General features: G+C 53.0%; 25 protein-coding genes and 1 riboswitch. Of the genes, 9 read left to right on the forward strand and 16 right to left on the reverse strand.

Annotated features, from left to right (window positions below; all coding sequences use genetic code 11):
- Window positions 1-19 precede the first annotated feature (19 nt).
- The 3 genes from QFZ34_RS08835 to QFZ34_RS08845 form a co-directional block, all read right to left on the reverse strand.
- Window positions 20-793 (reverse strand): molybdopterin-binding protein, encoded by a 774-nt coding sequence (locus tag QFZ34_RS08835; protein WP_307279745.1) that lies wholly within the window; start codon window positions 791-793, stop codon window positions 20-22.
- The gene (locus tag QFZ34_RS08840) at window positions 790-1,662 is read right to left on the reverse strand and encodes a cytochrome b/b6 domain-containing protein (RefSeq protein ID WP_307279747.1); all 873 of its coding nucleotides are present in this window, start codon (window positions 1,660-1,662) and stop codon (window positions 790-792) included. Before QFZ34_RS08840 ends, QFZ34_RS08835 begins: the two co-directional genes overlap by 4 nt.
- 93 nt (window positions 1,663-1,755) lie before the next feature.
- Entirely contained in the window at window positions 1,756-2,049 is a 294-nt protein-coding gene (locus QFZ34_RS08845) for a pentapeptide MXKDX repeat protein (protein WP_307279749.1), read from the reverse strand.
- Window positions 2,050-2,323: 274 nt separating this feature from the next.
- Here QFZ34_RS08845 and QFZ34_RS08850 point away from each other — a divergent pair, with 274 nt between their 5' ends.
- Complete coding sequence (locus tag QFZ34_RS08850) at window positions 2,324-2,878, forward strand: sigma-70 family RNA polymerase sigma factor (RefSeq protein WP_115052326.1); 555 nt, start codon at window positions 2,324-2,326, stop codon at window positions 2,876-2,878.
- On the forward strand, window positions 2,865-3,506 hold the full coding sequence (locus tag QFZ34_RS08855; RefSeq protein WP_115052325.1) for an NrsF family protein: 642 nt from the start codon (window positions 2,865-2,867) through the stop codon (window positions 3,504-3,506). The genes QFZ34_RS08850 and QFZ34_RS08855 overlap by 14 nt, the downstream gene beginning before the upstream one ends.
- A gap of 6 nt (window positions 3,507-3,512) precedes the next feature.
- Here the strand turns inward: QFZ34_RS08855 and QFZ34_RS08860 are convergent, their stop codons facing one another.
- Window positions 3,513-4,622, reverse strand: coding sequence for a Gfo/Idh/MocA family protein (locus tag QFZ34_RS08860; RefSeq protein WP_307279759.1), 1,110 nt, complete (start codon window positions 4,620-4,622; stop codon window positions 3,513-3,515).
- A 126-nt stretch (window positions 4,623-4,748) separates the two neighbouring features.
- Here QFZ34_RS08860 and QFZ34_RS08865 point away from each other — a divergent pair, with 126 nt between their 5' ends.
- The 6 genes from QFZ34_RS08865 to iolB all read left to right on the forward strand — a co-directional run bounded on the left by QFZ34_RS08865 (window position 4,749) and on the right by iolB (window position 11,507).
- Window positions 4,749-5,591, forward strand: a complete 843-nt coding sequence (locus QFZ34_RS08865; RefSeq protein WP_115052323.1) for a MurR/RpiR family transcriptional regulator — start codon at window positions 4,749-4,751, stop codon at window positions 5,589-5,591.
- A gap of 121 nt (window positions 5,592-5,712) precedes the next feature.
- Entirely contained in the window at window positions 5,713-7,653 is a 1,941-nt protein-coding gene (locus tag QFZ34_RS08870; protein WP_307279764.1) for a bifunctional 5-dehydro-2-deoxygluconokinase/5-dehydro-2-deoxyphosphogluconate aldolase, read from the forward strand.
- A 68-nt stretch (window positions 7,654-7,721) separates the two neighbouring features.
- Window positions 7,722-9,572: a 3D-(3,5/4)-trihydroxycyclohexane-1,2-dione acylhydrolase (decyclizing) gene (gene iolD / locus QFZ34_RS08875; RefSeq protein WP_307279768.1), complete on the forward strand. Its 1,851-nt coding sequence runs from the start codon at window positions 7,722-7,724 to the stop codon at window positions 9,570-9,572.
- Window positions 9,573-9,603: 31 nt separating this feature from the next.
- The gene (gene iolE / locus QFZ34_RS08880) at window positions 9,604-10,488 is read left to right on the forward strand and encodes a myo-inosose-2 dehydratase (protein WP_307279772.1); all 885 of its coding nucleotides are present in this window, start codon (window positions 9,604-9,606) and stop codon (window positions 10,486-10,488) included.
- Window positions 10,485-10,706, forward strand: coding sequence for a DUF3329 domain-containing protein (locus QFZ34_RS08885; RefSeq protein ID WP_115052319.1), 222 nt, complete (start codon window positions 10,485-10,487; stop codon window positions 10,704-10,706). The genes iolE and QFZ34_RS08885 overlap by 4 nt, the downstream gene beginning before the upstream one ends.
- Window positions 10,707-10,709: 3 nt before the next feature.
- Window positions 10,710-11,507, forward strand: coding sequence for a 5-deoxy-glucuronate isomerase (gene iolB / locus QFZ34_RS08890; RefSeq protein ID WP_307279777.1), 798 nt, complete (start codon window positions 10,710-10,712; stop codon window positions 11,505-11,507).
- A 50-nt stretch (window positions 11,508-11,557) separates the two neighbouring features.
- Here the strand turns inward: iolB and iolG are convergent, their stop codons facing one another.
- The 12 genes from iolG to QFZ34_RS08950 all read right to left on the reverse strand — a co-directional run bounded on the left by iolG (window position 11,558) and on the right by QFZ34_RS08950 (window position 24,909).
- Window positions 11,558-12,547 (reverse strand): inositol 2-dehydrogenase, encoded by a 990-nt coding sequence (gene iolG / locus QFZ34_RS08895; RefSeq protein WP_307279780.1) that lies wholly within the window; start codon window positions 12,545-12,547, stop codon window positions 11,558-11,560.
- The gene (locus QFZ34_RS08900; RefSeq protein ID WP_307279782.1) at window positions 12,544-13,614 is read right to left on the reverse strand and encodes an ABC transporter permease; all 1,071 of its coding nucleotides are present in this window, start codon (window positions 13,612-13,614) and stop codon (window positions 12,544-12,546) included. Before QFZ34_RS08900 ends, iolG begins: the two co-directional genes overlap by 4 nt.
- 55 nt (window positions 13,615-13,669) lie before the next feature.
- Entirely contained in the window at window positions 13,670-15,211 is a 1,542-nt protein-coding gene (locus QFZ34_RS08905; RefSeq protein WP_307279785.1) for a sugar ABC transporter ATP-binding protein, read from the reverse strand.
- An 86-nt stretch (window positions 15,212-15,297) separates the two neighbouring features.
- On the reverse strand, window positions 15,298-16,227 hold the full coding sequence (locus QFZ34_RS08910) for a sugar ABC transporter substrate-binding protein (RefSeq protein ID WP_115053215.1): 930 nt from the start codon (window positions 16,225-16,227) through the stop codon (window positions 15,298-15,300).
- 347 nt (window positions 16,228-16,574) lie between these two features.
- Window positions 16,575-17,048, reverse strand: coding sequence for a YciE/YciF ferroxidase family protein (locus QFZ34_RS08915; protein WP_115052314.1), 474 nt, complete (start codon window positions 17,046-17,048; stop codon window positions 16,575-16,577).
- A 182-nt stretch (window positions 17,049-17,230) separates the two neighbouring features.
- Window positions 17,231-17,815 carry a carboxymuconolactone decarboxylase family protein gene (locus QFZ34_RS08920; protein ID WP_307279790.1) on the reverse strand — a complete coding sequence of 195 codons (585 nt, stop codon included), beginning with the start codon at window positions 17,813-17,815 and terminating at the stop codon, window positions 17,231-17,233.
- A gap of 83 nt (window positions 17,816-17,898) precedes the next feature.
- Window positions 17,899-18,714, reverse strand: a complete 816-nt coding sequence (locus tag QFZ34_RS08925) for a TIM barrel protein (RefSeq protein ID WP_307279793.1) — start codon at window positions 18,712-18,714, stop codon at window positions 17,899-17,901.
- Window positions 18,715-18,868: 154 nt separating this feature from the next.
- Window positions 18,869-19,954 carry an FAD-binding oxidoreductase gene (locus QFZ34_RS08930; RefSeq protein ID WP_307279796.1) on the reverse strand — a complete coding sequence of 362 codons (1,086 nt, stop codon included), beginning with the start codon at window positions 19,952-19,954 and terminating at the stop codon, window positions 18,869-18,871.
- A 5-nt stretch (window positions 19,955-19,959) separates the two neighbouring features.
- Window positions 19,960-21,201: an aromatic ring-hydroxylating oxygenase subunit alpha gene (locus tag QFZ34_RS08935; RefSeq protein ID WP_115052310.1), complete on the reverse strand. Its 1,242-nt coding sequence runs from the start codon at window positions 21,199-21,201 to the stop codon at window positions 19,960-19,962.
- Between the two features lie 111 nt (window positions 21,202-21,312).
- A riboswitch (cobalamin riboswitch) is annotated at window positions 21,313-21,511 on the reverse strand.
- A 181-nt stretch (window positions 21,512-21,692) separates the two neighbouring features.
- Entirely contained in the window at window positions 21,693-22,970 is a 1,278-nt protein-coding gene (locus QFZ34_RS08940) for an L-fuconate dehydratase (protein WP_307279799.1), read from the reverse strand.
- An 8-nt stretch (window positions 22,971-22,978) separates the two neighbouring features.
- Entirely contained in the window at window positions 22,979-23,713 is a 735-nt protein-coding gene (locus tag QFZ34_RS08945; protein WP_307279802.1) for an SDR family oxidoreductase, read from the reverse strand.
- A gap of 83 nt (window positions 23,714-23,796) precedes the next feature.
- A complete protein-coding gene (locus tag QFZ34_RS08950; RefSeq protein WP_115052307.1) occupies window positions 23,797-24,909 on the reverse strand; it encodes a mandelate racemase/muconate lactonizing enzyme family protein in 1,113 nt (370 codons plus the stop codon).
- 261 nt (window positions 24,910-25,170) lie between these two features.
- Between QFZ34_RS08950 and QFZ34_RS08955 the strand changes: the two genes are divergently transcribed.
- Window positions 25,171-25,956, forward strand: a complete 786-nt coding sequence (locus tag QFZ34_RS08955) for an IclR family transcriptional regulator (RefSeq protein WP_307279806.1) — start codon at window positions 25,171-25,173, stop codon at window positions 25,954-25,956.

Consider the following 25,956-nt stretch of genomic DNA (forward strand, 5'->3'; position numbering starts at 1 on the left):
ACTTTTTGGAGGGGCACACTCAAATACCGGCGTACCATTCATATCCCCGATCTTCCCAGAAGCCGCCTTTGCCGGAACCGATGTTCTTGAAACTGTCGACAAGCTCAATTCGCATCAGATATTTGGCATGTTTATATCCGATCTGCCGCTCAACCCGCAGGCGCAAGGGCGCGCCATGGGCGATCTCCAGATCTTTGCCGTTCATACCATAGGAAAGGATTGTTTGCGGATGCCAGGCATCCACCAGATCAATGCTTTCATAGTAAAGACCGCTGCCGTCAAGTGATTGCTCATAATCGTCTGCACAATAGAACACCGCATAACGTGCTCCGGGCGCAAGACCAACCTGTTCCAAAACCAGCCCGAGCGGGACGCCGGTCCATTTGCCGATCGCGCTCCAGCCCTCGACGCAATCATGGCGGGTAATTTGTGTGCGCGACGGCATGGCTTTCAAATCCGCCATGGAGAAGCTCTTGGCCGTCTTGACCATGCCACCAACCTGAAGTCGCCAATTGGCAAAATTACTGTCAACAAGCTGCTTATAGACATCTGTCTCAGGCATTTGCGTTCCATTTGCCTTGAATACAGGTGATAAATCCGCCTCGCTATATTCACGAGCCAGCTGCTGGTTGCCCAAAAGCAGACGCTGAGCGTTCATTGAAAGCCACTCACCTTTCTCAAGAACGGCATTGACGCTTGGGCTTTGAACCAGCGCATCACAACCCGTCAAAATGCCTGTGGCAGCAATGCCTGAACCAATCAGGAAACGACGCCGTGTGAGATCAATACTCATTTGGTTATCTCCTTATCTGCTTCAGGCTTTAAAGCGTAATAGCCGGTAATCATTGAGCGCATATTGTTCCAGACGCCGGATAAGAGAACCATGGCAATGTGTATGAATACGAAGACAATGATCAGCGAGGCCGTGATGAAATGAATTGTTCGTGCCGACTGACGACCGCCAAATACATCCAGCAACCAAGGAAAAATTGCATTGAAGCCGGGAGACATGGTGAGGCCCGTCAGCACCATCAGTGGCAACAAGATGAAACCTACCCCGATATAGGCAAGCTTCTGCAAAGAGTTGTAGCGGCGAGCTTTCTCACCCTTTGGAAAACGCAGACGTGCGTGCTCAGCAACCTCGTGAGCGAGATGCCTGGGGGTCAACTCAACTTTCGTCGGCAGCAGATCGCGGCGAAAATGCCGGGAGACAAGCCCGTAAAGCATATAAACGAACCCGTTAATGACGAAGAACCAGGCAAAAAAGAAATGCCAGCGTCGTCCCGTGGCGAGATCCTGATAGCTTGGGATTGTCGCCCACGCCGGAAAGGCGCGCGGGGTTAATTCTCCATCGACCTTCGATGCGCCAAGCACTCCAGTTGTTGTAAACTGAAAGGACCCAATGCTGGTCACGCCTTTCATGCTGTCCCCGTCGGGATATGCCTCGATGGAAACAAATGCCGGATCAGGCAGAGCATCGGCACCATATTGCCCCCAGTAAAGATGCGGATGGGCGTTGAATATTTGCAAACCGCTCATCAAAAGGAAGCTAAGGCACAAAACATTCAGCCAATGGGTAATCCGCACCGCCAGGGAATGGCGGTAGACCACAGCTCTTTTTGGCTTTTCCTTCAATGCAGTGCCAGTCGTTACACTTGTCATTTTAAGCCTCCACCCGCCCATTATCGCATCTATTCCAACTGTGTATCCCTCCCCAGTTTCGAGGAGAGATCACAATTATAACCTTTGCCAATGCTAATTGGCTGCTGGAGCCATTGCATCCGGCTTTTTCTTGACAGGCTTCATGGCATCGCCCTTCATCGCGTCTTTTTTCATGGCGTCCGGCTTCATGGCATCCGCTTTCATCGCATCGCCCTTCATCGGGTCGGCTTTCATTGCATCTGGTTTCATTGCGTCATGTTTCATCGCATCCTGCTTTTTCACCGGTTGTGCCTTCATGGCATCTTCAGCAGCGGCCAGATTCACACTGGCAAAACCAGCGGTAAGTGCGAAAGCCGAAAGGACTATACTACGTGTAAAAACGTTCATGGTCATTCTCCTTGAGTTAATTCAGATACGATAAACGTGCCCATAAGTTTCGAGTGCCTCTGACACCCACATTGCTTCGGCGCGTTGTCGCCAGTGACATGAAGCAATACGGATCGGACAGGAAATTGGTTACGAGGATCACGGATTGGTGATGGGCGGGTGGTCTGATTCCAACATTTGCATCCGATTTGCGTGTCGCTCATTGACGTTCCGCCATCTTGCACCTCATGCTGTAACCTTTCTGCCGCCGCTGCGAATAAGGAATTAAACCGGAGTGCATTCTGTCGAAACGCGACTGAAAGAACTGATGCTTGCTAGTCTTGCAGGTGATGCGCGCAGCTACGCCATTCTTCTGAATGACGTGGCAAAGCATTTGCGTTCTTATTTTTTGCGACGGCTCTCTGAAGCCCATAAGGGTGACGCTGACGATCTCGTGCAGGAGACGTTGATGGCGCTGCATACCAAACGGGCAACCTACGAAACCGATCGCCCGTTCACCGCCTGGCTGCACGCTATCGCGCGATATAAATTGATAGATCATTTCCGCCGCAACAAAATTCGCGCAACTATACCTTTGGATAATGCTGAAGATTTGATACCGGCGGATTATTCCGATGCAACTGCGGACCGGATAGATGTGGAAAGCCTGTTACAGTCAGTCCCGGAGAAATCACGGGAGTTGATCTACCGCACAAAAATTGAAGGGCAATCAATAGCAGAGGTCGCGACGAGCACCGGACTTTCGGAATCAGCGGTGAAGGTTGGTATACATAGAGGCATCAAGGCGATTGCCGCAAAATTGAAAGGACGTGCACATGGCAACGGATGACTTGATTGCACGTCTCACGCGCGATCTGAAGCCTATACAGCGCAGCAGCGTCGCCAAGCGGCTTGCCATAGGTCTTGGCTTGGGCTTTGCCGCATCCTGGCTTTTGATGGTCTGGTGGTTGGGCATGCGGCCAGATCTCATGGAAGCTTCTGCCACAATGCCCTTCTGGGGAAAGCTCGCTTATACGCTTCTTCTCGCCGTTATCGGTGCATGGGCAGTCAAGCGGATCGCTTATCCACTTGGCAGCATCATCATCAATCTTGTCTTGATGGCAGTCGCACTGTTTGCATTCGGAATATTGGCTGCGGGGATATTCGCCATGGCACCGCCCGAAGCGCACATGACGATGCTGACCGGCAAATCGCTGGCCGTATGCACATTCAATATTGTTGTGCTGTCCATGCCACTGCTGATCGGCGCATTCTGGGTTTTGCGTGGTATGGCACCCACTCGCCTCACCATGGCGGGGGCTGCGGCCGGCATTGCAGCGGGCGCGATAGGCTCGGTTATCTATTCTTTCCACTGCACGGAAAGCGCCATGCCGTTTGTCGCTGTCTGGTATACGCTCGGCGTATTGATACCCGGCCTCATCGGTGCCTTGGCCGGGCGTTTCTTTCTCAGATGGTAGAAATAGCTACCTGACATCCACCCAGCGCTGATCCTTGAAAGAGCGAGCCATGGCATGAACGGTGCGCTCGATTTCCAGGCCATCTGCAAACTCGATCAGATGCGCCGCTTGGCCTTCGATACGCTTGATCAGCTCATGGCATTCAATGATTTTTAGATCGTTGAAACCAAGCCCATGGCCCGGCGCTGGAATGAACCGGCCATAGGGCTCGTGATGCGGTGCCGTTAAAATGGTGCGATAGCCCTGCTCTGTAGGGCGATCCGATGTCACATAGAGCTGAAATTCATTGGCGCGCTCCTGATCAAACAGGATGGAGCCCTTTGAACCGAATATCTGCAACGCGATGCGGCCCTTGCGTCCCCATGCAGAACGGTTCACCTGCAATGTACCTGCCACGCCGTTTTCCATATGCATCAAAACGCTGGCACTGTCATAGGTTTCGACAGCCCGGCTGGTGCCATCTCGGGTCTTGCGGCTCGCATAGGGTTTCGCCATGTCGCACATCACTCGCGACACGCGTCCGAACAGTGTGAACAACAGTGACAAAGGATGTACGGCGAAATCGTCAAGCGCCCCATAGCCCGAGGTCGCTTCATGCTTCCAGTAGAAAAGCGCATCAGGATCGGCCATGAAATCCTCATCCATTTCAATGCGCAGGTGATTTACCTCGCCGATAATCTTCTCATCCAGAAGCTTGCGGATATGACGGATCGCTGGCCCTTGCGTATAATTATATCCAAGCGCAGCTACTTTTCCGGACTGAGCTGCAGCAGCAGCCATTGCTTCTGCCTCTGCAAAGCCAGGTGCCATCGGCTTCTCGCACCAGACATGTTTGCCAGCCTTAAGAGCTGCAATTGCCATTTCAGGGTGGAACTGGTTCGGCGTTGTAATCGATACAACATCAACCTGTGGATCGTTGATGACTTCGCGCCAATCACCGGATGCCCTTCGAAAACCGAACTCGCTTGCACGTTCTACCGCAAGATTTTCATTGGCTTCGCCAAGATGAACCAGAGAAATGTCGGGGCCGTCACCAAAGACGGCGCGTACCGAATTCCACGCCAGAGCGTGGCATTTGCCCATAAAACCTGTTCCGATCAGCCCAACACCCAGCATCGACTCTTCTCCAGCGCTTGCGAATAACGAATGAAATAATCTATAACAGATGAAAATGGAATAACTGATCCACTTTGATATAAATATTTTGCTTTGTAAGATGTAGTCATTGGGGCAATGATTCGGATGGGTACTATGGACAATGGAGCGGAGTTGCCGCGGGACTTCGATGCATTGCGCAATCTCATCCTGGAGCGGCGAGATATCCTGCCGAAACGTTTGGCCCAGATCGCAGCCTATGCCCTCAGCAATCCCGACGAAATTGCCTTTGGTACCGCCGCCAGCATAGCCAATACGGCAGGCGTGCAACCTTCAACCCTTATCCGGTTTGCTCAGCACCTCGGATTCGATGGTTTCACCAGCCTGCAATCTGTTTTTCGCGAACGTCTGCGCGAGCGGCAAATCTCTTATGAAGAGCGCCTTTCCGCACTGCATGGAAATACGGATGGTCTTTCCCAAAATCGCGCAATTCTCAACGGGTTTCTGGCTGCGGCCAGCCAATCTGTGGAGACGATCTCCCGGCAGCTCGAAGATGATGTACTGGACCGGGCAGTCGATATTCTGGCAGGTGCCGAGACCATCTTTCTTCTCGCCCGCCGACGTTCATATCCAATTACCGCCTATATGGCCTACGCCTTCGGCAAATTGAAAATTCGCAATCAGTTGATTGAATCAACAGCCGGGATTGATCCTGAGATTTTGTCATTTGCAACACCGGCAGATGCAGCCATTGCCATCAGCTTTTCTCCCTACGCATCAGCCACAATTGAGCATGCCGCCACGCTCGCTGCTCGCAACGTTCCTGTCGTTGCAATCACTGACAGCGCATTTTCGCCGCTCGCTCAGTCGGCAAAAGTCTGGTTCGAGGCGGCGGAAGGCGATTTCTCAGGCTTCCGCTCACTGTCCGGCACAATGGCGCTTGCCATGGCTTTGACCGTCAGCGTTGCCGAACGGCGCCGCAAACTGTGAATGTCAAAAACCTAAAAAGAATATACATTCCATGTTGACGATTTGATAGAATTATTATTTCATATAGACGAGAACCTGCTGTCCGAAATGGGACACTTAATCAGAATATCGGGAGAACGACATGGATAGAACTGATAGCGCCAAGCCCCTTGGCAAGCCGCTTGATGTCATAACCATTGGGCGCTCGTCAGTTGATCTTTACGGCCAGCAAATCGGCTCACGTCTCGAAGACATCACGTCGTTTGCAAAATCAGTGGGTGGCTGCCCGGCCAACATTGCCATTGGCACTGCGCGGCTTGGTTTGCGTTCTGCCCTGCTCTCCCGTGTCGGTGATGAGCAGATGGGCCGTTTTATCCGCGAACAAATGGTACGGGAAGGCGTCGCGACAACGGGCGTTATTACTGACCCGCAGCGTCTTTCTGCACTGGTTATTCTGTCTGTGGAGAATGATAAAAGCTTCCCACTGATTTTCTATCGCGAAGACTGTGCCGACATGGCATTGGAAGAAAGCGATATTGACGCGGATTTCATCGCTTCAGCCCGCGCGGTCGTTGTCACGGGTACGCATTTCTCCAAACCAAAGCCGGACGCTGCACAGCGCAAAGCCATTCGCCTGATGAAAGAAGCTGGCGGAAAAGTCGTGTTCGATATCGACTATCGTCCTAACCTTTGGGGCCTTGCCGGTCACGGTGAGGGCGACAGCCGCTATATCGCATCCGATGCCGTTTCCAACCACCTTAAAACCGTACTGCCTGATTGCGATTTGATTGTTGGCACCGAAGAAGAAGTTTTGATCGCTTCCGGGGAAGATGACCTTCTGAGCGCTCTCAAGACCATTCGCGCTCTATCAAAAGGAACAATTGTCCTCAAACGCGGACCCATGGGTTGCATTGTTTACGAGGGACCCATCTCCGACGATCTCGAAGATGGCATTGTCGGCAAGGGCTTTCCCATCGAAGTGTTCAACGTCCTTGGAGCAGGCGACGCCTTCATGTCCGGCCTGCTACGCGGATGGCTCGGCGGCGAGTCTCTGGCAACTGCCGCAACATGGGCAAATGCCTGCGGCGCATTTGCCGTTTCGCGCTTGCTTTGCTCGCCGGAAATACCAACCTTCGCAGAGCTGCAATATTTCCTCGAACATGGCAGCAAGCATCATGCTCTGCGCAAGGACGAGGCCATCAACCATATCCATTGGGCAACAACGCGTCGGCGCGAAATTCCTTCAATGATGACCTTCGCCATTGATCACAGGGTCCAGCTTGAAGATCTTTGTCAAAAGCTGGGTGCGAATACATCAAAGATCGGTGAATTCAAGGAATTGGCGGTCAAAGCCGCTGCAAAAGTTGCCGATGGTCGTGGTGGATATGGAATGCTGCTGGATGAGAAGTTCGGTCGTGAAGCCATGTTCGAATTTGCACGCCATAGTTTTGACTGGCTTGGACGTCCGGTAGAACTGCCAGGTTCCCGTCCGCTACGGTTTGAGTTCTCGCAGGATATTGGCTCCCAGCTTGTTGAGTGGCCAGTCGATCATTGCATAAAGTGCTTGTGCTTTTATCACCCCGACGACCCTGCTGACCTCAAGCTTGAACAGCAGCAAAAATTGCGCACGCTTTTTGAGGCAGCACGCAAAGTGGGCCGGGAATTGCTGATCGAGATTATCGCCGGAAAACACGGCATTCTGGATGACAACACTATTCCACGCGCACTGGAAGAGCTTTACGCACTCGGCATCAAGCCCGACTGGTGGAAGCTTGAGCCGCAGGCCTCGGCAACAGCTTGGAAAAATATCGAGCAGATCGTTGAAAAGAATGATCCTTGGTGCCGCGGTGTTGTATTGCTTGGTTTGGAAGCACCGCAAGATGAGTTGGAGGCTGCTTTCGCCGCCACCGCCAAGGCTCCTATCGTGAAGGGCTTTGCTGTGGGCCGGACACTCTTCATGGAGGCTGCGGAAGCTTGGCTTTCGGGTAAACTTTCTGACGAGGAAGCGGTTGGTGATATGGCTGGTCGTTTCGAGAAATTGACCAAGGCATGGCTGTCCAGTCGCGATATATTGTCGAACTAGATAATTACGAATAGTGGAGCCGGTTTTCCATCCGTTATACGGAGAATAGGACCGGGGAGGAGATTGATATGAGCAATACAGTACGTCTGACGATGGCGCAGGCACTGACACGCTTTCTCGCGGCACAGATGACCACGATAGACGGCAAGGAAATGCCGATTTTCGCCGGTGTCTGGGCGATTTTCGGCCATGGCAACGTGGCTGGTATTGGGGAGGCACTCTATCAAGTCCGCGATGAACTGCCGACCTATCGCGCGCATAATGAACAAGCGATGGCCCATGCCGCAATCGCCTTTGCGAAGGCGAGTTTCCGCCAGCGCATGATGGCCGTAACGAGTTCGGTGGGACCTGGCGCAACCAATATGGTCACCGCCGCCGCCCTTGCCCATGTCAATCGCCTGCCCCTCCTCCTGCTTCCCGGCGATGTTTTTGCAAACCGTATTCCCGACCCAGTTCTGCAACAGGTTGAATCCTTTGCCGACGGCACCATTTCCGCCAATGACTGCTTCAAGCCCGTGTCCCGTTACTTCGATCGTATCACGCGCCCTGAACAGATTATTCCCGCCCTCGCCCGCGCCATGACAGTGCTGACCGATCCGGCGGAGTGCGGCCCGGTCACTCTGGCTCTCTGTCAGGATGTGCAGGCGGAAGCTTACGATTATCCGGAGAGCTTTTTCGATAAGCGCGTCTGGTCACTTCGACGCCCGCGTCCTGATCGTAATGAGCTTTCAGCCGCTGTTGCAGCCTTGCAATCCGCCAAAAAGCCTTTGGTCATTGCCGGTGGCGGTGTCATTTTTTCGCAAGCTTCAAAGGAACTTGCTGATTTTGTCGAGGCTGCGGGTATCCCTGTCTGTGAAACGCAAGGCGGCAAATCTTCGCTGCCCGATAGCCATCCACTCAACATGGCAGCTGTCGGGGTAACCGGCACTTCTGCTGCAAACCGGCTGGCGCAAGAGGCCGACGTGATCATTGCCGTGGGTACACGCTTGCAGGACTTTACGACGGGTTCGTGGTCACTCTTCCAGAATTCTGCTAAGACTTTCATCGGCCTTAACGTCCAGACCTTTGATGCTGCAAAACATCGGGCGCTGCCACTGGTTGCTGATGCGAAAGAAGGATTGCTGGAGCTCACGGCCGCTTTGCAGGGATATAAGGCGCCTGCAAGCTGGACAGAAAATGCAAAGTCCGGAAAAGCCGAATGGCAAAAAGCCGCTGCAAAGGTTACCAGCCCTACCAATGCTTCGCTGCCTTCGGATGCACAGGTTATCGGTGCCGTGCAACGTACATTTGGCGCTGAGGCAACGGTCCTTCATGCTGCGGGCGGACTGCCGGGCGAAATGCACAAATTATGGCAGGCAGGTGCTCCCGGCTCCTACCATGCCGAATATGGCTTTTCTTGCATGGGCTACGAGATTGCTGGCGGGCTGGGTGCGAAGATGGCCAAGCCTGACGATGAAGTCGTTGTGATGATTGGCGATGGCTCCTATCTGATGTTGAATTCGGAACTTGCCACCTCAGTCATGCTGGGTCAGCGTATCACCGTCGTGCTGCTCGACAATCGCGGCTATGGCTGCATCAACCGGCTGCAAATGGGAACGGGTGGGGCCAACTTCAATAATCTTCTGAAGGATTCGAAGCACGAAGTCTTGCCCGATATCGATTTCGCTGCTCATGCCCGTAGCCTCGGTGCAATCTCAGAAAAAGTCGCTTCAATTGCTGAGCTGGAAACAGCGCTTGCAAGGGCAAAAGACAACGACCGCACAACAGTTATTGTCATTGATACCGACCCACTGATTTCGACGGAAGAAGGCGGCACCTGGTGGGATGTGGCGGTGCCGGAGGTAAGCCAGCGCAGCCAGGTCACTGCGGCACGCAAGGAATATGAACAAAAATTGAAATTACAGCGCGTCGGTGACTAAGCTGTTTACTGCTAACCAAAGGAACTGAAGAATGATCCGTATCGGGGCGAACCCAATCGGCTGGTCGAATGACGACATGCTGGAAATCGGTGGCGATATTCCACTGGAAACCTGTCTTGAGCAGGCAAAGGCAGCCGGATTTACCGGCATGGAACTTGGCAATAAATTTCCGCGCACTGCCGAAAAATTGCGTCCTATTCTCGACGCTTATGGGCACAGCCTTGTCAGCGGATGGTATTCAACCGAGTTGCTGGTCCGCGATGTGGATGCGGAACTTGAAGCTGTTAAAGATCACGCCACATTGTTGAAAGACATGGGCTGCACCGTTCTGATTGCAGCGGAAACATCAAATGCCATCCATTCCAATAAGGAGCTGCCACTTTCCGCCCGCCCCGTCTTGCTGAAATCGGCCTGGAAAGTCTTCGGTGAGCGCTATACCCGCTTTGCACAAGCCATTAAGCAGACCTATGGCCTGCAACTGGTCTATCACCACCATATGGGTACTGTCGTTCAGACGGAATCCGAGATTGACCGCTTCATGGAAGTCACTGGCGATTCGGTAAATCTTCTGCTCGACACGGGACATGCGACTTGGGGTGGAGGAGATCCGGCGCGTCTGGCACGGCATTACAAAGCACGCATCGGCCATGTCCATTGCAAGGATATTCGCGAAGACGTCATGTGGGCATCAAACCGCGAAGACTGGTCATTCCTTGATAGCGTTCTCGTCGGTGTTTACACTGTTCCCGGCGACGGTATGATCGACTATGTTCGAGTACTTAAGGAACTCAAAGGCTATAGCGGCTGGGTGGTTGTCGAAGCTGAGCAGGATCCGACGAAAGCTGATCCGGCAACCTATTCCAAGCTTGGGCATGCCAATCTAAGCCGCTTCATAAAGGAAGCAGGGCTTGCGTGACTAAAGACTCCAACCATCCATTCTTCCGTCCCCTGTGGCGCAGAATTGCCGTCGTGGCGTTCTGCGTTGCTTGGGCAATTTTCGAATTTGCCACGGGAACACCATTCTGGGGCATCATCGCACTAGGTTTCGCAGGCTATGGCGTTTGGCAATTCATCATCGTCTACGACGCGTCGGAACCGGTTCCGCCGGCGGACGTTAATGCCGAGAAGGAATGATCCATGTCGAAACTTTTGATCAAGGCCGTGGATGGTATTGGCCATATTGCCAATATCACACCTGAAAGTGCTGGTTGGACTTATGTAGGCTTTGACCTGCACAGGCTGGAAGCCGGGCAGTCATTGTGTGGAAAAACCGAGGACAAAGAGGTCTGCCTCGTCTTTGTAACCGGCAAGGGCAATGTAACTGCCAATGGCGAAGACCTTGGCCTTCTCGGCAAACGCATGTCGCCATTTGATGGCAAGCCATGGTCTGTCTACCTGCCTGAAGGTTCGGATTGGTCCATTTCAGCCGAGACTGGCGTCGAACTTGCCGTCTGCTCCGCACCCAGCCTCAATGGCGGGCTACCTGTGCGCGTCATATCGCCGGATGATCTTGGCCAGGAAACGCGCGGCAAAGGCACCAATACCCGCTATGTCACCAATATTCTTCCTGAAAACGAGCCTGCGGACTCACTTCTGGTGGTTGAGGTGATTACGCCGGGAGGACATACTTCCAGCTATCCTCCGCATAAACATGATCAGGATAATCTTCCGGCCGAATCCTATCTGGAAGAAACCTACTACCATCGCTTTAACCCGCCGCAAGGTTTTGGGTTCCAGCGTGTCTATACGGATGATCGCTCGCTTGATGAAGCCATGGCGATTGAGGATGGCGACGTGGTCATGGTGCCCAAAGGATACCATCCCTGCGCGGCCTGCCACGGCTATGACCTCTATTATCTCAACGTGATGGCTGGTCCAAAGCGCACGTGGAAATTCCACAATGCTGCCGAGCATGAATGGCTGACAAAGCTATAAGCTTTCAATTGCAGCTTCACCGAAAAAACGATGAAGCTGCAATTTGAAATTTACACCGTAATCGTCTTGCCTTCTTTCACCGAACGCAAGGCAGCATCGGCAAGTGCCAATGCGATCAGCCCATCTTCGCCGCTGGGGGCAGCTTGCGTGCCGGTGGCAATACCGTCGATAAAGGCCGCGATTTCGTTGGCATAGGCCTCCGTATAACGCGTCATGAAGAAGTCGTGCAGTGGCGGGCGCGTATAGCCATTGCCATTGGCAATTTCGATTGAAACGGCACGCTGATTTTCCGCTGCGACCATTCCCTTGGAACCATGCACTTCAATGCGCTGATCATAGCCATAGGTTGCACGGCGCGAGTTTGAAATCACGCATTGCTTCCCCGAAGCCGTCGAAAGAATGACGCTGACACTATCGTAATCGCCAAGCTCGCCAATCTTCTTGTCCACAAGTACAGAAGCATGTGCAGCGACAGACACAGGCTCTTCGCCAAGCAGGAAGCGCGCCATATCAAAATCATGGATAGTCATATCGCGGAAAATGCCACCCGAGCGGGTAATGTACTCGGCAGGTGGCGCACCGGGGTCACGCGAGGTTATGGTGACCATTTCCACGTCGCCAATCGCGCCATCGTCGATTGCCTTGCGTACTGCGGCGAAATGCGGGTCGAACCTACGGTTGAAGCCTACCATCAATGTCGCCTTTGTCTGCCTTACCACTGCAAGGCACTCTTCAACCCGCTTTACGTCAAGGTCGATCGGCTTCTCGCAAAAGATGGCCTTTCCTGCACGCGCAAAACGTTCGATGAGATCCGCATGCGTATCAGTCGGAGTACAGATGATAACGGCGTCGATATCGCCGGCACTCTCGATCTCATCAATGGTGCGCACTTCGCAGCCATAGGCAGCAGATAGATCCGTGGCAGCCTGTTCGAACGCATCGGCCACTGCAACAAGCTCTGCCCGTGCATTGGAGCCTATTGCCTTGGCGTGAACCTTGCCGATACGGCCTGCGCCCAGCAGACCAAAACGTACAGTCATTTCATTACCTCATGGAAGAATGGCCCGGGATGATTCCCGGGCGTTACAAAACTCAGACTTTTCTCTTTTTCCTGGCGATATACGTCGATGACCACCGCTGCAACGATAATGATGCCTTTGATGATCTCTTGATAGTAGGCGTCCACCCGAAGAAAGGTGAAACCTGAAATCATGACGCCCAGAATAATGGCGCCGATAACCGTGCCGGTGATGCGGCCTATACCACCTGTCAGCGATGTCCCGCCAATGACGGCCGCTGCAATCGCATCGAGCTCATAGGTCACGCCCATGCCCGATTGTGCTGTCTGTGCCCGAGCAGCGGTGACAATACCGGCAAGCCCCGCCAGCAGACCGGCAATGGCATAGACCTTGATGAGATGCCGTTCGATATTGATACCCGAAACCCGCGCCGCCTGCGCATTGGCACCGATGGCATAGGTGAACTTTCCATAGCGCGTATATCGCAAGGCTATGTGGAAAATGAGAGCCACGAGGAGAAAAACAATGACCGGCCAGATACTGGTTCCAATGAAATTGAATTGATCAGTCAAGCCGGAGATGGGCGAGCCCTTTGTGTACCATTTTGCAATGCCACGAGCAGAAACCATCATGCCCAGCGTGGCAATGAAGGGGGGAATTTTGGTTTGAGCAATCAGCCAGCCATTGATGATCCCGGCCAGAAGCCCGACACCCAGCCCGATAGCGATCGGTATGACGAACGGCAAGTCGGTAAGACCGGGATAAACCGGTCGCGCCCAGGTGGAGGATTGCGCAAAACTCGCGGCAATCATCGCGGTCATGCCTACAACCGAGCCTGACGAGAGATCAACACCGCCCGTGATAATCACTTGGGTGACACCAACAGCGATAATGCCGATCACTGAAACCTGCAGAATGATGATCCGCAGGCGCTGTGTGTTCATCAGAAAGCTCTGGCCTGCAAGTATCCAGCCAAGGATTTCGAACACCAGCGCAATCCCGATCAACACCAGAAGAATGTTGACTTCAGGCGGTAGCCGCCGGCTTCGGCGAGACGTAAGCGTTGCAGTTGCTTTTTCGCTTGTCATTATAGTTTCTCCCAATACCCCAGTAGCATCGTCCGATCTGAAAAATTTGACCGGATTATTTTGACGCCAGCTCCATTACCTTGACTTGCGTCGCTTCAGCCCTATCCAGAAAACCCGTTACGCGCCCCTCATGCATCACCATCACGCGATCGCTCATGCCAAGCACCTCAGGCATTTCCGATGAGATCATGATGACCGCAACGCCCTGCCTTGCGAGCTGCGTGACGAGGCGATGGATTTCTGCCTTGGCACCAACATCAATGCCGCGGGTCGGCTCATCCAGAATGAGAATTTTAGGATTGGTAAGCAACCACCTACCAATGAGAACCTTCTGCTGGTTGCCACCGGATAGATTTTCGATCTTTTCTTCCAGGTTGGGCGTCTTCACCCGCAAGGTTTCGCTCATCTTTTGGCAAACAGACGTAATCTGCTTCTCCTGCACAAAACCAAATTTGGTAAAGCGATCCTGCAGCACAGCGATCTGCATGTTTTCAAGAATATCGAGGATCAGCAGGCAGCCCGTATCCTTGCGATCCTCTGTCAGAAAGGCCATGCCCATATTGATGGCTTGGTTGGGCGTGGTGACCTTTACCTCCTTGCCATTAATGGCAATGGTTCCTGTCGTGGCTGGAGTAACACCGAAAATGGTTTCAGCCACATTTGAGCGACCAGAGCCGACGAGTCCGGCAATACCCAGGATTTCACCCGCGCGAACATCAAAAGAAATGTTGTGAAATACATTCTTCAGCGACAAATCCTTCACCGAAAGCACGACATCGCCGATAGGCACAGTTTCCTTCGGGAACATCTGGGTAATCTCACGGCCAACCATCATTTTGATGATGTCATCACGGGTTACATCGGTTGAGGCATGTGTGCCGATGTAACGGCCGTCCCGAAATACCGAAAACTCATCGGCAATCTCGAACAGTTCATTCATCTTGTGCGTGATGTAGACAATGCCGATCCCTTGCGAACGCAGATCACGTATGATCGCGAAGAGATGTTCCACCTCGCGCTCAGTCAGCGCAGAGGTCGGCTCATCCATAATCAGCACATCGGATTCATAGGAAACCGCCTTGGCAATTTCGACCATCTGGCGGTTGGCGACCGAGAGATCCCGCACATGGCTATCAGGATCGAGCCTGATATTCAGCCGCTGAAAAAGCTCGGCCGTCATATCGTACATTTTGCCATGATCAACGAAGCCGAAAGCATTCTTCGGTTCACGGCGAATCCATATATTCTCGGCTACAGTCATGAATGGCATCAGGTTCAATTCCTGATGAATCATCGCTATGCCATTTTCGAGCGCGTCCAATGGCGATTTCAGGCGAATGGGCAGGCCTTTGAGATAAACCTCGCCCTGATCTGGAATATATATTCCAGCAAGTATCTTCATCAGAGTGGATTTACCGGCGCCATTTTCACCCATCAGCGCATGAACTGTCCCGCGCTTCAGCCGGAACTGCACACCATCCAGCGCCAAAACACCTGGAAATTCCTTGCGGACATTTTCAACATTCAAAAGATATTCCGCCTGCGGCACTGCACCGCTGGCACGAACTGCCGCCATGGTTGAAGGGCTGAGTGTCATGCTCTTCTCCTCCCAGAGAGTTTGGCTGCTTTAAATACCAATGCGGTCTCTCCCCAGGGGGGGAGAGACCGGCAACGACTTATTGCTTAGTTTTTTGACTGATATTTCGACAGGTTTTCAGGCGTTACGAGCTCGAAAGGAATATAGACCTTGCTTTCAATCTTCTCGCCTTTGGAAATCTTGAGCGCCGCATCGACAGCACCCTTGCCTTGCCCTGCCGCATCCTGGAATACGGTTACATCAAGATCACCGGCAGTCATTGCCGCCAAAGCGTCTTGTGTGGCGTCAACACCGGCAACAACGACACTGTCCGGGGCACGGCCTGCAGCCTTAAGCGCCTGGATAGCCCCGATTGCCATCTCGTCATTGTTAGAAATTACAGCGTCAAACTCCAAGCCAGCCGAGAGCCAGTTTGTCATCAAATCCGCGCCCTGTGTGCGCGACCAGTTGGCGGTCTGCTCTTCAACAATGGAGATTCCCTTGCATGCATCGGTCGCAATCACATCATGCACGGCCTTTGTGCGTGCCCGCGCACCCTGATTGGACAACTCGCCCATCATGACGACGACCTTGCCCTGCCCCTTGAGCAACCGGCAGACTTCCGTTGTTTCAAGTGTGCCCGCTTCAGTTTCATTGGAGGCGACAAAAGCCTGCTTCTCAGGCAATTCGTCGACATTTGCTGGCTGGCGATTAACGTAAACCAGTGGGATACCGGCATCGGCAGCAATTTTCGACATGGCCGCAGTGGCATCCGTGTCCACCGCATTGACAATAATCGCATCTACTTTTGAGGCGATGAAATTCTGAATCTGGCTCTGCTGTTTCGCCACGTCATTCTGCGCATCTTCAACCTGCAAAGTCACGCCATCAAGCGTCTTGGCATAGTCTTCCATCCCCGTGCGCAAAACGTTGAGAAAATTGTCATCAAACTGCGCCATCGACACGCCTATATTGGCGGCCAGCGCCGAACTGCTCATCAACGCTGAAACAGCCACTCCCAATAGAAACTTTTTCACTTTTTTCTCCTCCACAATGGTGCCCGGCAACACCTTTCTATCCGGAATCTTCCACTTCGTCCTTGTGGCCACTACCCCTGACCGGCAAGCGACGAAGTTATGGAAAGCGCGTATCTCTCGCGCAACTCGATCCTGGCGCGTTTTCGGAATGTACAGACCGCCACGCTAGTTTCTGAAATATTTATTCCATTTTAAGGCTTCATCGTCAAGTCCGATTCAACTCTCGACTATTGTTAGACGAAGTAATTAGTTGCACAGCTGCGCAAAATGGTTCGCTGTCCATCCAACATGAAAACGGGCCCGGCAAACTTGCCAGACCCGCTCAATTTGTCCGATAGAAGGGCCTGTTAAGGCTTGTTGACGCTCTCAACAGCGATGTTGGTCAGCTTGTTATTGGCTGCCTTCTCCTGATCGAGAATTTCACTGAGCAGCTTGTGAGCTTCGTCATGGCCGAGTGTTTTTGCCCATTCCCGCAACGAGCCGTAGCGGGCAATCTCATAGTGCTCCACGGCTTGCGCAGCGGCAAGCAAGCCCGCATTCAGCGCGGTGCCGGAAGCCTCTTCAATAAGACCATCCGTCTCCTTGATCAAACCTTCAATGGCATCGCATTTTTCGGCTTTCGGCTTAAGACCCAGCGATTTGAAAACCTGGTCCAGCGTCTTTACCTGACCCTTCGTCTCTTCAAGATGCTCTTCTACTGCCTTTTTGAGTTTGGCGTCTTTGGAGGCGCTCGCAACTTTTGGTAGAGCTTTGACGAGCGCATTCTCGGCATAATAGATGTCATGCAATGTGTGTTCAAAAATCTCAGCTAGTGTCTTCATTGTGATTTTCCTCCTGTCGATTGGGATACAGGAACCTTGGGGGAGCGATAATGTTCCGTCGCACCCAGGACGAAATCACATGACAATCAACCGAGTGTCTTGGGTCAATGCCAAAGAGATTCTGAAATAGCGCCATAGCCTATCGCAACGAAGCCTGTAAAACGGCGCAGTGCCTCATCAGTTTAGAAACGTTTTCCGACAGTCATCGCAGTTTGAAAATTGATATCTGGATCAAGAAATATTGCTTCTGGCGCAGCGCCTGTCGCATCAAAGAAACGGCTGACAAAACAGCGGAATGAGGCACAAAGGGCGATGTCGCATATCTGGACATCCGTGAAGCCCGCCGCGCGCAGCCGATTAATATCTTCTTGTTCAACTTTGGAAGCATCCTGCGTAATCTTTTCCGCATAGGCCAGCATTTCCACATCCGCAGCAGAAAGCCCGGCAGTTCGAAAATCGCTATGGACAGCGAGTACCATTTCCTTTGACCCAAGGTCGCCGATCAGTTGTTTCGCATAAACATGCGAGCAATAGGTCGAAGGGATGTACTTTGCCGCAATGAGCGTGATCAGCCGCCATTCTCGCATGCCGAGCGAAAAGCCTGCCCGTATTTTATCCATGAAATCTGTATAGGCGGGCAAAAGACCAGGGCGCGCCGTAAAGCAGCGCGTCGCGTCCATGACGAAGCCAAGCTGGGCTTTGTGCCTGGCATAAATTTCGGCCACTTCGTCCGTCGCGCTTTCATCGTCAATCGTTTGCAGGAACATCGCCATTCTCCCAACAATAGTCGCACCTACCTTATCAGAAAGCGGGACGCCATGGGATATAGGCCTTTAGAGCGAAGCGGCGTTCAGCCCAATCGGGTATTAATCCATGCCATACTGGCAGAAATGGCACGTGCCGGGTCAGCCATTTTCTGGACTTCTTCTGCAAAAGGCTCAAATGAAAACAAGCCCTTGTAGCCCTGATTCAAAAGTGCGCGGATCTGATCGACATTGCCAAGGCGATCATTCTCATCGACCAGAACCCTGTGCGGATCACGCATATCATCAATGCTCACATGAGGATCCGTCACGCCGGAAATATGGACGAGCCCTGTCAAATCCGGAAAAAATTCTGGCTCTCCGGCAAGATGATGATGGAAAGTGTCATGGACAAGCTTGAAACAAGCCTTACCCCCGATAGCCTCAATGGCATGCGCCGCCTCGCCCTTTGAACGAAGCGAGCAAATTTCAAAGCCCAGCGGTTCGACAAAACCCAACAGCCCGCGGCTCTCAAGAATGGGCCTTAGCGCCGTCAGCGCCTTTCGCAAATTAGTCTCCCGCTCACCCTCTTCCTGACCCGTGCCATCATTGACAGGAACCAGAACAAGTGCCGCTGCGCCAGCGTCTCGCGCATAATCCGCAAGCTCAATAGCCTCGTGCTCACGTTCCGGAGTCCACTCGTTAAAGCGCTGCAAGGCATTGATCGTGGCAATGCGCACGCCGGCTGCTTTCGATAGCGCCTTCATTTCAGTTGCAGCTGTGCCGTCAATAATCGCATTGCCGCCAAGGTCATTACGAATCTCAACATCGCGCAAGCCAAGCGCCACCGCCAACTGAAAAAACGCGGCAGGGCGAAGATAAGGAGTAGCGATATGATTGATAGCAAAAATTGGTGCAGCCATTTTGGATTCCTCCCCACCGCTTTGAGCCAGCCTGCTCTATGCGAATCTCGGCCTCTGGCAATACACGAGCTTCGTCAAGCAATGCATCGGGAAAAGCAAGGGGATTGAGATCGACAACACGAAAATGCGCTTGGGAGCTGGAGCAAAATTTGCTCTAGGCTTCCACTTCGACATTGCCCAACGGTTTGGAACAACAGGCCAGGATATAGCCTTCATCAATTTCCTCGTCGAGAATCCCGCCATTATGGTTCATATCGACATTGCCGGAAATTTTCATGACCTTGCAGGTGCCGCACAATCCGGATTCACAGGCCGCGGCAATTCGAATGCCAGCACCACGGGCAGCCTTGAGGATTGTATCGCCTGCGACGCAGTGCACATCCTTGCCGGCCATGGAGAAAGTGACGATCGCGGCAGTTTCAGACACCTCCGTAGAAATATCGTCCATTACCGGAAGCACAGGTTCGGCGGCGGAACCGAAGCTTTCCTGATGGTAATTGGCCATATCGAAGCCGGACTCTTCCAGCATGGCCCGAACATCGCGCATGAATCCGTCAGGACCGCAGCAGAAAATCGTCCGTTCCTTGAAGTCGGGCGACAATAGCGAAAGCTTCGGCGCTTCGAGCCTGCCTCTGATACCCGTCCAGAGCTGCCCCATTTCATGTTCCTTGATCAGAAAGGACAATTTGAGATTTGGCATGCAACTGGTCAGATATTCGAGTTCCTTCCGAAAAATTATATCGCTCGGGCGGCGTGCGCAACTGACAAAACTAATATCGCTTTGTGGTGCACAATCCTGCATCCAGCGCGTCATTGACATCATAGGCGTGATGCCTGATCCGGCAGAAATAAACAGATATTTTTCGCCGGGATGTTTTGAGATTGAAAAGTCACCCAGCGGCCCAAATGCTTTCAGCCGCGCGCCCGGCGTGAGGTGGTCCAGCATCCAGCGGGTGCCAATGCTGCCATCCTGCGCTTTGACCGTGATTGCAATCGTAAATGGCCGCGAGGGGCTGGAAGAGAGTGTGTAGGTACGCAGGACCGCATCCGGTTGCGTACCCAATTCAAACGTCATGAACTGGCCGGGCTCATACCGGAACCAGTTTTGATTGTCGGAACGAAATGTGAATGTCTTCACATTGGGCGCTTCCTCAATGACAGACAGGCACTCCAGCAGATGCAGCCGGTCGTTCCATGGCTGCATCTGATCGAGATGCGGGTACTTTTGAGGAATGCCCATATTCACTACGCTACCTTGCTCAGTCGCTTGTCGCCGGAAAGGCGCGTTTCCATCGTGTTGGAATACCATTCAAGGAATTGCAGAACACCGCCTTCATGCTCTACCGAATAAGGGCCCGGCTCATAGGCAGGAGAGCGAATGCCAAAAGCATTTTCTTCAACGATCTGGCGGTCCTGATCATTGGTTTCGAGCCAGACATGCGTGAGTTCCTCAATGGTGTAATCGACGCCTTCCACCGCGTCCTTGTGCACCAGCCACTTGGTCGTGACCTGGGTTTCGGTCGGGCTAAGCGGGAGAACGCGGAAAGAAAGGGCATGATCCCCCAGAATGTGATTCCACGTCGTCGGATAATGATAGAGCAATAGCGAACCGATCTGCCGTGCATTCACATCATCGCTAAGCTGACGCGCCACAGCACGTTTGCCCGACATGGTATAGCTCTCGGCTTCGTGAAGCAGCGGCACGCGTGTCGCGCGGTACTGGCCATTCTCATCGATACGGAACACGCTCGGCAGACCTGCGGCTTCGCATTTGTCCCAATGCGCCACGATTTCCGGATCATCCTTTGAGCCTTGTATGCCAGTCACGCTTGGTGCTTCAGGAAACGTCTTACAGAGTTCCGGATGATTGGCGGCGCAATGATAGCATTCGCGGTTGTTTTCCCACACCAGCTTCCAATTACCCTTCTCCACGATCGAGCTTTGAAAGGCGACTTTGGTTTCGCTGAGGCGATGCGGTGCAAGATAAGGATCGATCATGGCACGCGTAGCGGCAAAATCCGGCGCAATCGGCGCAAGGCAGATGAAGATATAGCCGCCAACGCTTTCGCAATGCACCGTCTTCAGGCTGTGCTGGCTGGCATCGAAGTCGTCGCCCATCTGGCGTGCGAACAATAGACGGCCATCCAGTTCATAAGTCCACTGATGATAGGGGCAAACAAGCTTCGCCGAGGTGCCCCGTTCAGAAGCACAAACGCGCGACCCGCGATGGCGGCATGAATTATGAAACGCGCGTATTTTCTTCTCGCGGTCCCGGACGATAACGACCGGATAATCGCCAATCTGCACGGTAAAATAATTGCCCGGTCGCGCCACTTCGCAATCATGACCGATAAACAGCCAGTCGCGGTAGAAGATATTTTCCATATCCAACCGGAAATACTCTGGATCATTGTAGAAAGCCTGCTCAAGGCCATAACCAGGTTTCCGGTGTTTCAGGTTCCGGAGTAGTTCACTATGTGCGTCCATGTCGTGTCCTCGCCATCTCATTTGCGAAAGAACTGACTGGTGGTGACGGAGAAGACCGTCCGTATGGCTGCCCATACAAAACAATGCTCCTTGATCGCCCACCGCGATCAGTCGGTGTTATCGCTTGCGGCTGGTTTCCGGGCTCTGGAGTTGCTCTTGCGAGCCTCACGGCGCCTTCCCGGAACCATGCTCCAGTGGCTATTTTGCCGCGTTTCACTCCATTACCGTTGCGGGGGCAGCGCCGGGATTAAACCGGCTTCCCAATTCTCCACCTTCCCTAGAAAGCGGCACCTCAAGTAGCCTGATAAAAGCATCCGGATGATAAAAAGAATAGGTGCGGAAACGACATCGCATTTACACAAGACGACACGACCGAAAAAACAGAAAATGCCGCCACTCCGGCACGTCAGAATGGCGGCAGAATACCCCTTCCATGTCAGCAATGAACATCGCGAGAGACGGCGATGGTTCATTTACCAGGCGAAAAGGCTCTAAAGACCGTGATGCAAATACTGCTTGATCGATTCCGGTTTCATCTCAATTGAAAAGCCCGGCAGTGAGGGCGGCATATAGGCTGCATCCTGAATGTTGCAGGGATCAACAAAATGCTCGTGCAGATGATCGACATATTCGATAACCCTGCCCTCTTTCGTCCCTGAAACGGCGATATAATCAATCATTGACAGATGCTGGACATATTCACACAGACCAACACCGCCCGCATGCGGCCAGACTGGCAGCTCATACTTTGCGGCGATAAGCAGCACCGCCAGCACTTCGTTCAGTCCACCCATGCGGCAACTATCGATCTGCACGACATCGATAGCGCCTTCGGCGATGAACTGTTTGAACATGATGCGGTTCTGACACATCTCACCGGTCGCGACTTTCACCGGATGGATAGCCTGCCGAATTTTGCGATGGCCCGCAACGTCGTCGGGGCTCGTTGGCTCTTCAATGAAGAACGGCTTGACGAAGGCAAGCTTGTTCACCCAATCAATGGCTTCATTCACTTCCCAGACCTGATTGGCATCGATCATGAGAATGCGGTCAGGGCCGATCACTTCGCGCGCGATGGTAAGACGTCGGATATCATCTTCGAGATCGCGGCCGACTTTCATCTTAATGTGGTTGAAGCCCGCATCCACGGCCTCCTGACAAAGGCGACGGAGCTTTTCATCGGAATAGCCCAGCCAGCCTGCCGATGTCGTATAGCAGGGATACCCATCTGCTTTTAGCGTTTCAATACGCTCTTTCTTACCAACCTCTGCTCTACGCAGAATTTCCAGCGTCTCTTCAGGCGTCAGCACGTCCGTAAGATAGCGGAAGTCCACGATTTTGACGATCTCTTCCGGCGTCATTTCACCGACCAGTTGCCAGACAGGCTTCTTCGCTTCCTTGGCCAGCAAATCCCAAACGGCGTTCACTACCGCGCCTGTGGCCAGATGCATTGCACCCTTATCAGGGCCGATCCAGCGTAACTGGCTGTCACCGGTGATAAAATGCCAGAATCTGCCCGGGTTTTCCTTTATCCAATCAAGTTCAAGGCCGATAACAAGGTGTTTCATGGCCTCAATGGCAAGGCAGCAGATCTCATTGCCGCGCCCGATGGTAAAGGTAAGGCCGTGGCCGGAAAGCCCTGCATCCGTATCCAGCACCACATAGGCAGCCGAATAGTCCGGGTCAGGATTCATGGCATCCGATCCGTCCAGACTTTGCGAGGTCGGGAAACGGATATCGAAAACGCGAAGATCAGTGATGAGGGTCATGGTCTTTCCTAAACTGTCCAGCCGCCATCAATATTGTAGGCCTGTCCCGTGGTGTAGGTAGCACCAGCAAGATAGACGGCAAGGTCAGCGATTTCTTCCGGGAGGCCCAGACGCCCCATGGGCTGGCGCGCGATAAATGCCGCCCGCGTGGCGTCATAGTCGCCACCAGCGCGCATGCGTTGCTCAAGCGAAGGACTTTCCACCGTGCCGGGGCAGATCGCATTGCAGCGAATACCCTGCGTAATATAATCCGCAGCTACCGATTTGGTTATTCCCAATACGGCAGCCTTGGTTACGCCATAGGCAAAACGGTTCGGGACACCTTTCACGCTGCTGGCGACTGAAGACATATTGACGATAGCACCGTCCTTACGTTCGATCATACCCGGTAGTACCGCCCTGATCGTGCGGATCATGGCGCGGACATTGAGATCAAGTGCAAAATCCAGATCGGCGTCCGGCATATCGAGAATTGAACCGCCATGGACAAAACCAGCGCAATTAAACAGCACATCGATAGCGCCGATTTCGCCAATGACCTGCGTCACTTCTTCTGCCTTGAGCACGTCGAGCTTGCGCGGCTTGATATTGGCTTCCTTCGGCAAAGCATCGAGCAGTTGCTGATTGATATCGGTTGCGTGCACGATTGCACCTTCGCGTGCGAAAGCCAGCACCGAAGCCCGACCGATGCCTTGTCCAGCTGCCGTGATAAGAACGCGTTTGCCTTCAAGCTTGCCTGTCATCTCATATCTCCATTGGGCATCTTATGATGCCAGTCATGCACTTCAGCCCTGAACAGGGCAATCATTTCTCGTTAAGTCAGCCATCAAACGCGAATTTCAGTGGTGAACTCTTCCACGCTGCGCGCTTTGACGGCATCCCAGTCCCAGTCAATTCCGATACCTGGTTCCATCGGTGCCAAAGCATAGCCATTCTCGATCCGCATTTGAGTCTTGGTCAGATCATCAAGCTGGGGAATATACTCAACATATTTGCCGTTCTGAACCGCGCATGTCAGACTGACATGGAGTTCCATCAGGAAGTGTGGACATACGGGAATATTGAAGGCTTCTGCTGCGTGAGCCACTTTCAGCCAGGGAGTGATCCCGCCAATACGGCCAACATCGACCTGAACGATGGAGCAGGCTCCCTTTTGCATATATTCGCGGAAATGCCGGATCGAATAGAGCGATTCTCCAACCGCCACGGGCGTTTGTGTAGAAGCTGACAGGCGCACATGCCCATCAATATCATCCGCTGGCAGCGGCTCTTCCAGCCACGCCAGATCAATATCCCGCAACACGTGCGAGCGCCGAATGGCTTCATCAAGTGAAAAACCCTGATTTGCATCCGTCATGATCTCAAATCCGGAACCGACGGCAGCGCGAACGGCCGACAGGCGATCAAGATCTTCCGATCCATGCGGACGGCCGATCTTGACCTTGGCACCTTTAAAACCCTTTGCCTTGGCTTGCAGCGCGTCATCGACCAGAGCCTGCTTTTCAATATGCAGCCAGCCACCTTCAGTTGTATAAAGCGGGCAGCGATCCTTTGCGCCGCCAGCAAGTTTCCATAAAGGCAGATTCTGCTTCTTGGCCCGTAAATCCCACAGAGCGATGTCAATGGCTGCAAGCGCAATCGCAGTAATTGCGCCGATGGTGGTTGCATGTGTAGCAAATTCAAGATCATGCCAGATGGCTTCGATCTGGTCTGCATCCTTGCCAAGCAGTCTGGGTGCCAGATGATCGGAAAGAAGTCGCATTACCGACGATCCGCCCGTTCCGATCGTATAACTATAACCCGTGCCCACAGCGCCATCGCTATCGGTAATTGTAACGATTGGCGTTTCCTGGCTGACAAAACTCTGAATTGCATCCGTCCGCAGCACCTTTGGCGGCAGGTCAACCATCCGCAGTTCCACGCGCTGGATCTTAGCCAAATTATCCTCCCGTCGGGCTTTGTATATTGCCCTTATATATTATATACCCATATATGGGAACTTCATTCATATACAAACATTTGCGCCACATATCGTCAAGCGATGAAACCGCTTCCATCTGCTCATGTTCTTCGTATAAGCCTAGATGAGAGGAATTCCAGGAAAATGGGAACCGGTTTTCTATTCGGAATTGCGCTAAAATAAACAGTCAGGGCGCAGGCGATTCAAAGATTGCAGAAGCGCTCCAGGGGGTATTCGCATATGACTGATGAAGACGACAGTGACCGCTATCGCGCGCCCGCACTCGACAAAGGTCTTGATATATTGGAGCTGCTTGCCGGCATTGATGGCGGCGTAACACAGGCGGAGATAGCCAAGCGCCTTGGCCGCAGCCCCAACGAGTTTTACCGGATGCTGGATCGCTTGGTGCGCCGAGGCTATGTAACCAGGCTCGAAGGCGATCGCTATTCATTGACGCTCAAGCTTTTCGGCCTTGCACAGCTCCACGCCCCTGTTCGGCGGTTGGCGGCTTACGCAACGCCCTTGATGCGCGATCTTGCGGTTCAATCGAAGCAGGCAAATCATTTATGCGTGTTTGATCGCGGGGCAGTCGTGGTCGTTGCCCAGCAGGAAGCGCCTGAATATTGGGGAATCTCAATTCGGGTCGGCTCGCATATGAGTTTGCTCAATACCGGCTCCGGTCATGTATTGATGGCATTCCGTTCGCCTGAAGAGCGTAGCCTGATGATCGCCGAGTATGAACGCCACGTTGATGATAATTCACAACCGGACGACTATCGTGATCGGCTGAATATGATACGCGAACGCGGCTACGAGGTCATGCCCAGTGCCCAGACGGGAGGGGTTTTCAACGTTTCTGCTCCAGTGCTCGGGCCGGATGGGCGCGCGATTGCTGCAATCACCTGCCCCTATATTCAGGTCCTTAATGTTCCTGAAGCACCTAGCGTTGATCAGGTCTGTCAGATGATAGTTGCGACAGCGAAAAAACTGTCGGAACTTTCCGGCGCCGACGTAGGTAAGGCCTGA

The organism is Phyllobacterium ifriqiyense (assembly GCF_030817885.1).
GTDB classification, from domain to species: Bacteria; Pseudomonadota; Alphaproteobacteria; order Rhizobiales; family Rhizobiaceae; genus Phyllobacterium; species Phyllobacterium ifriqiyense.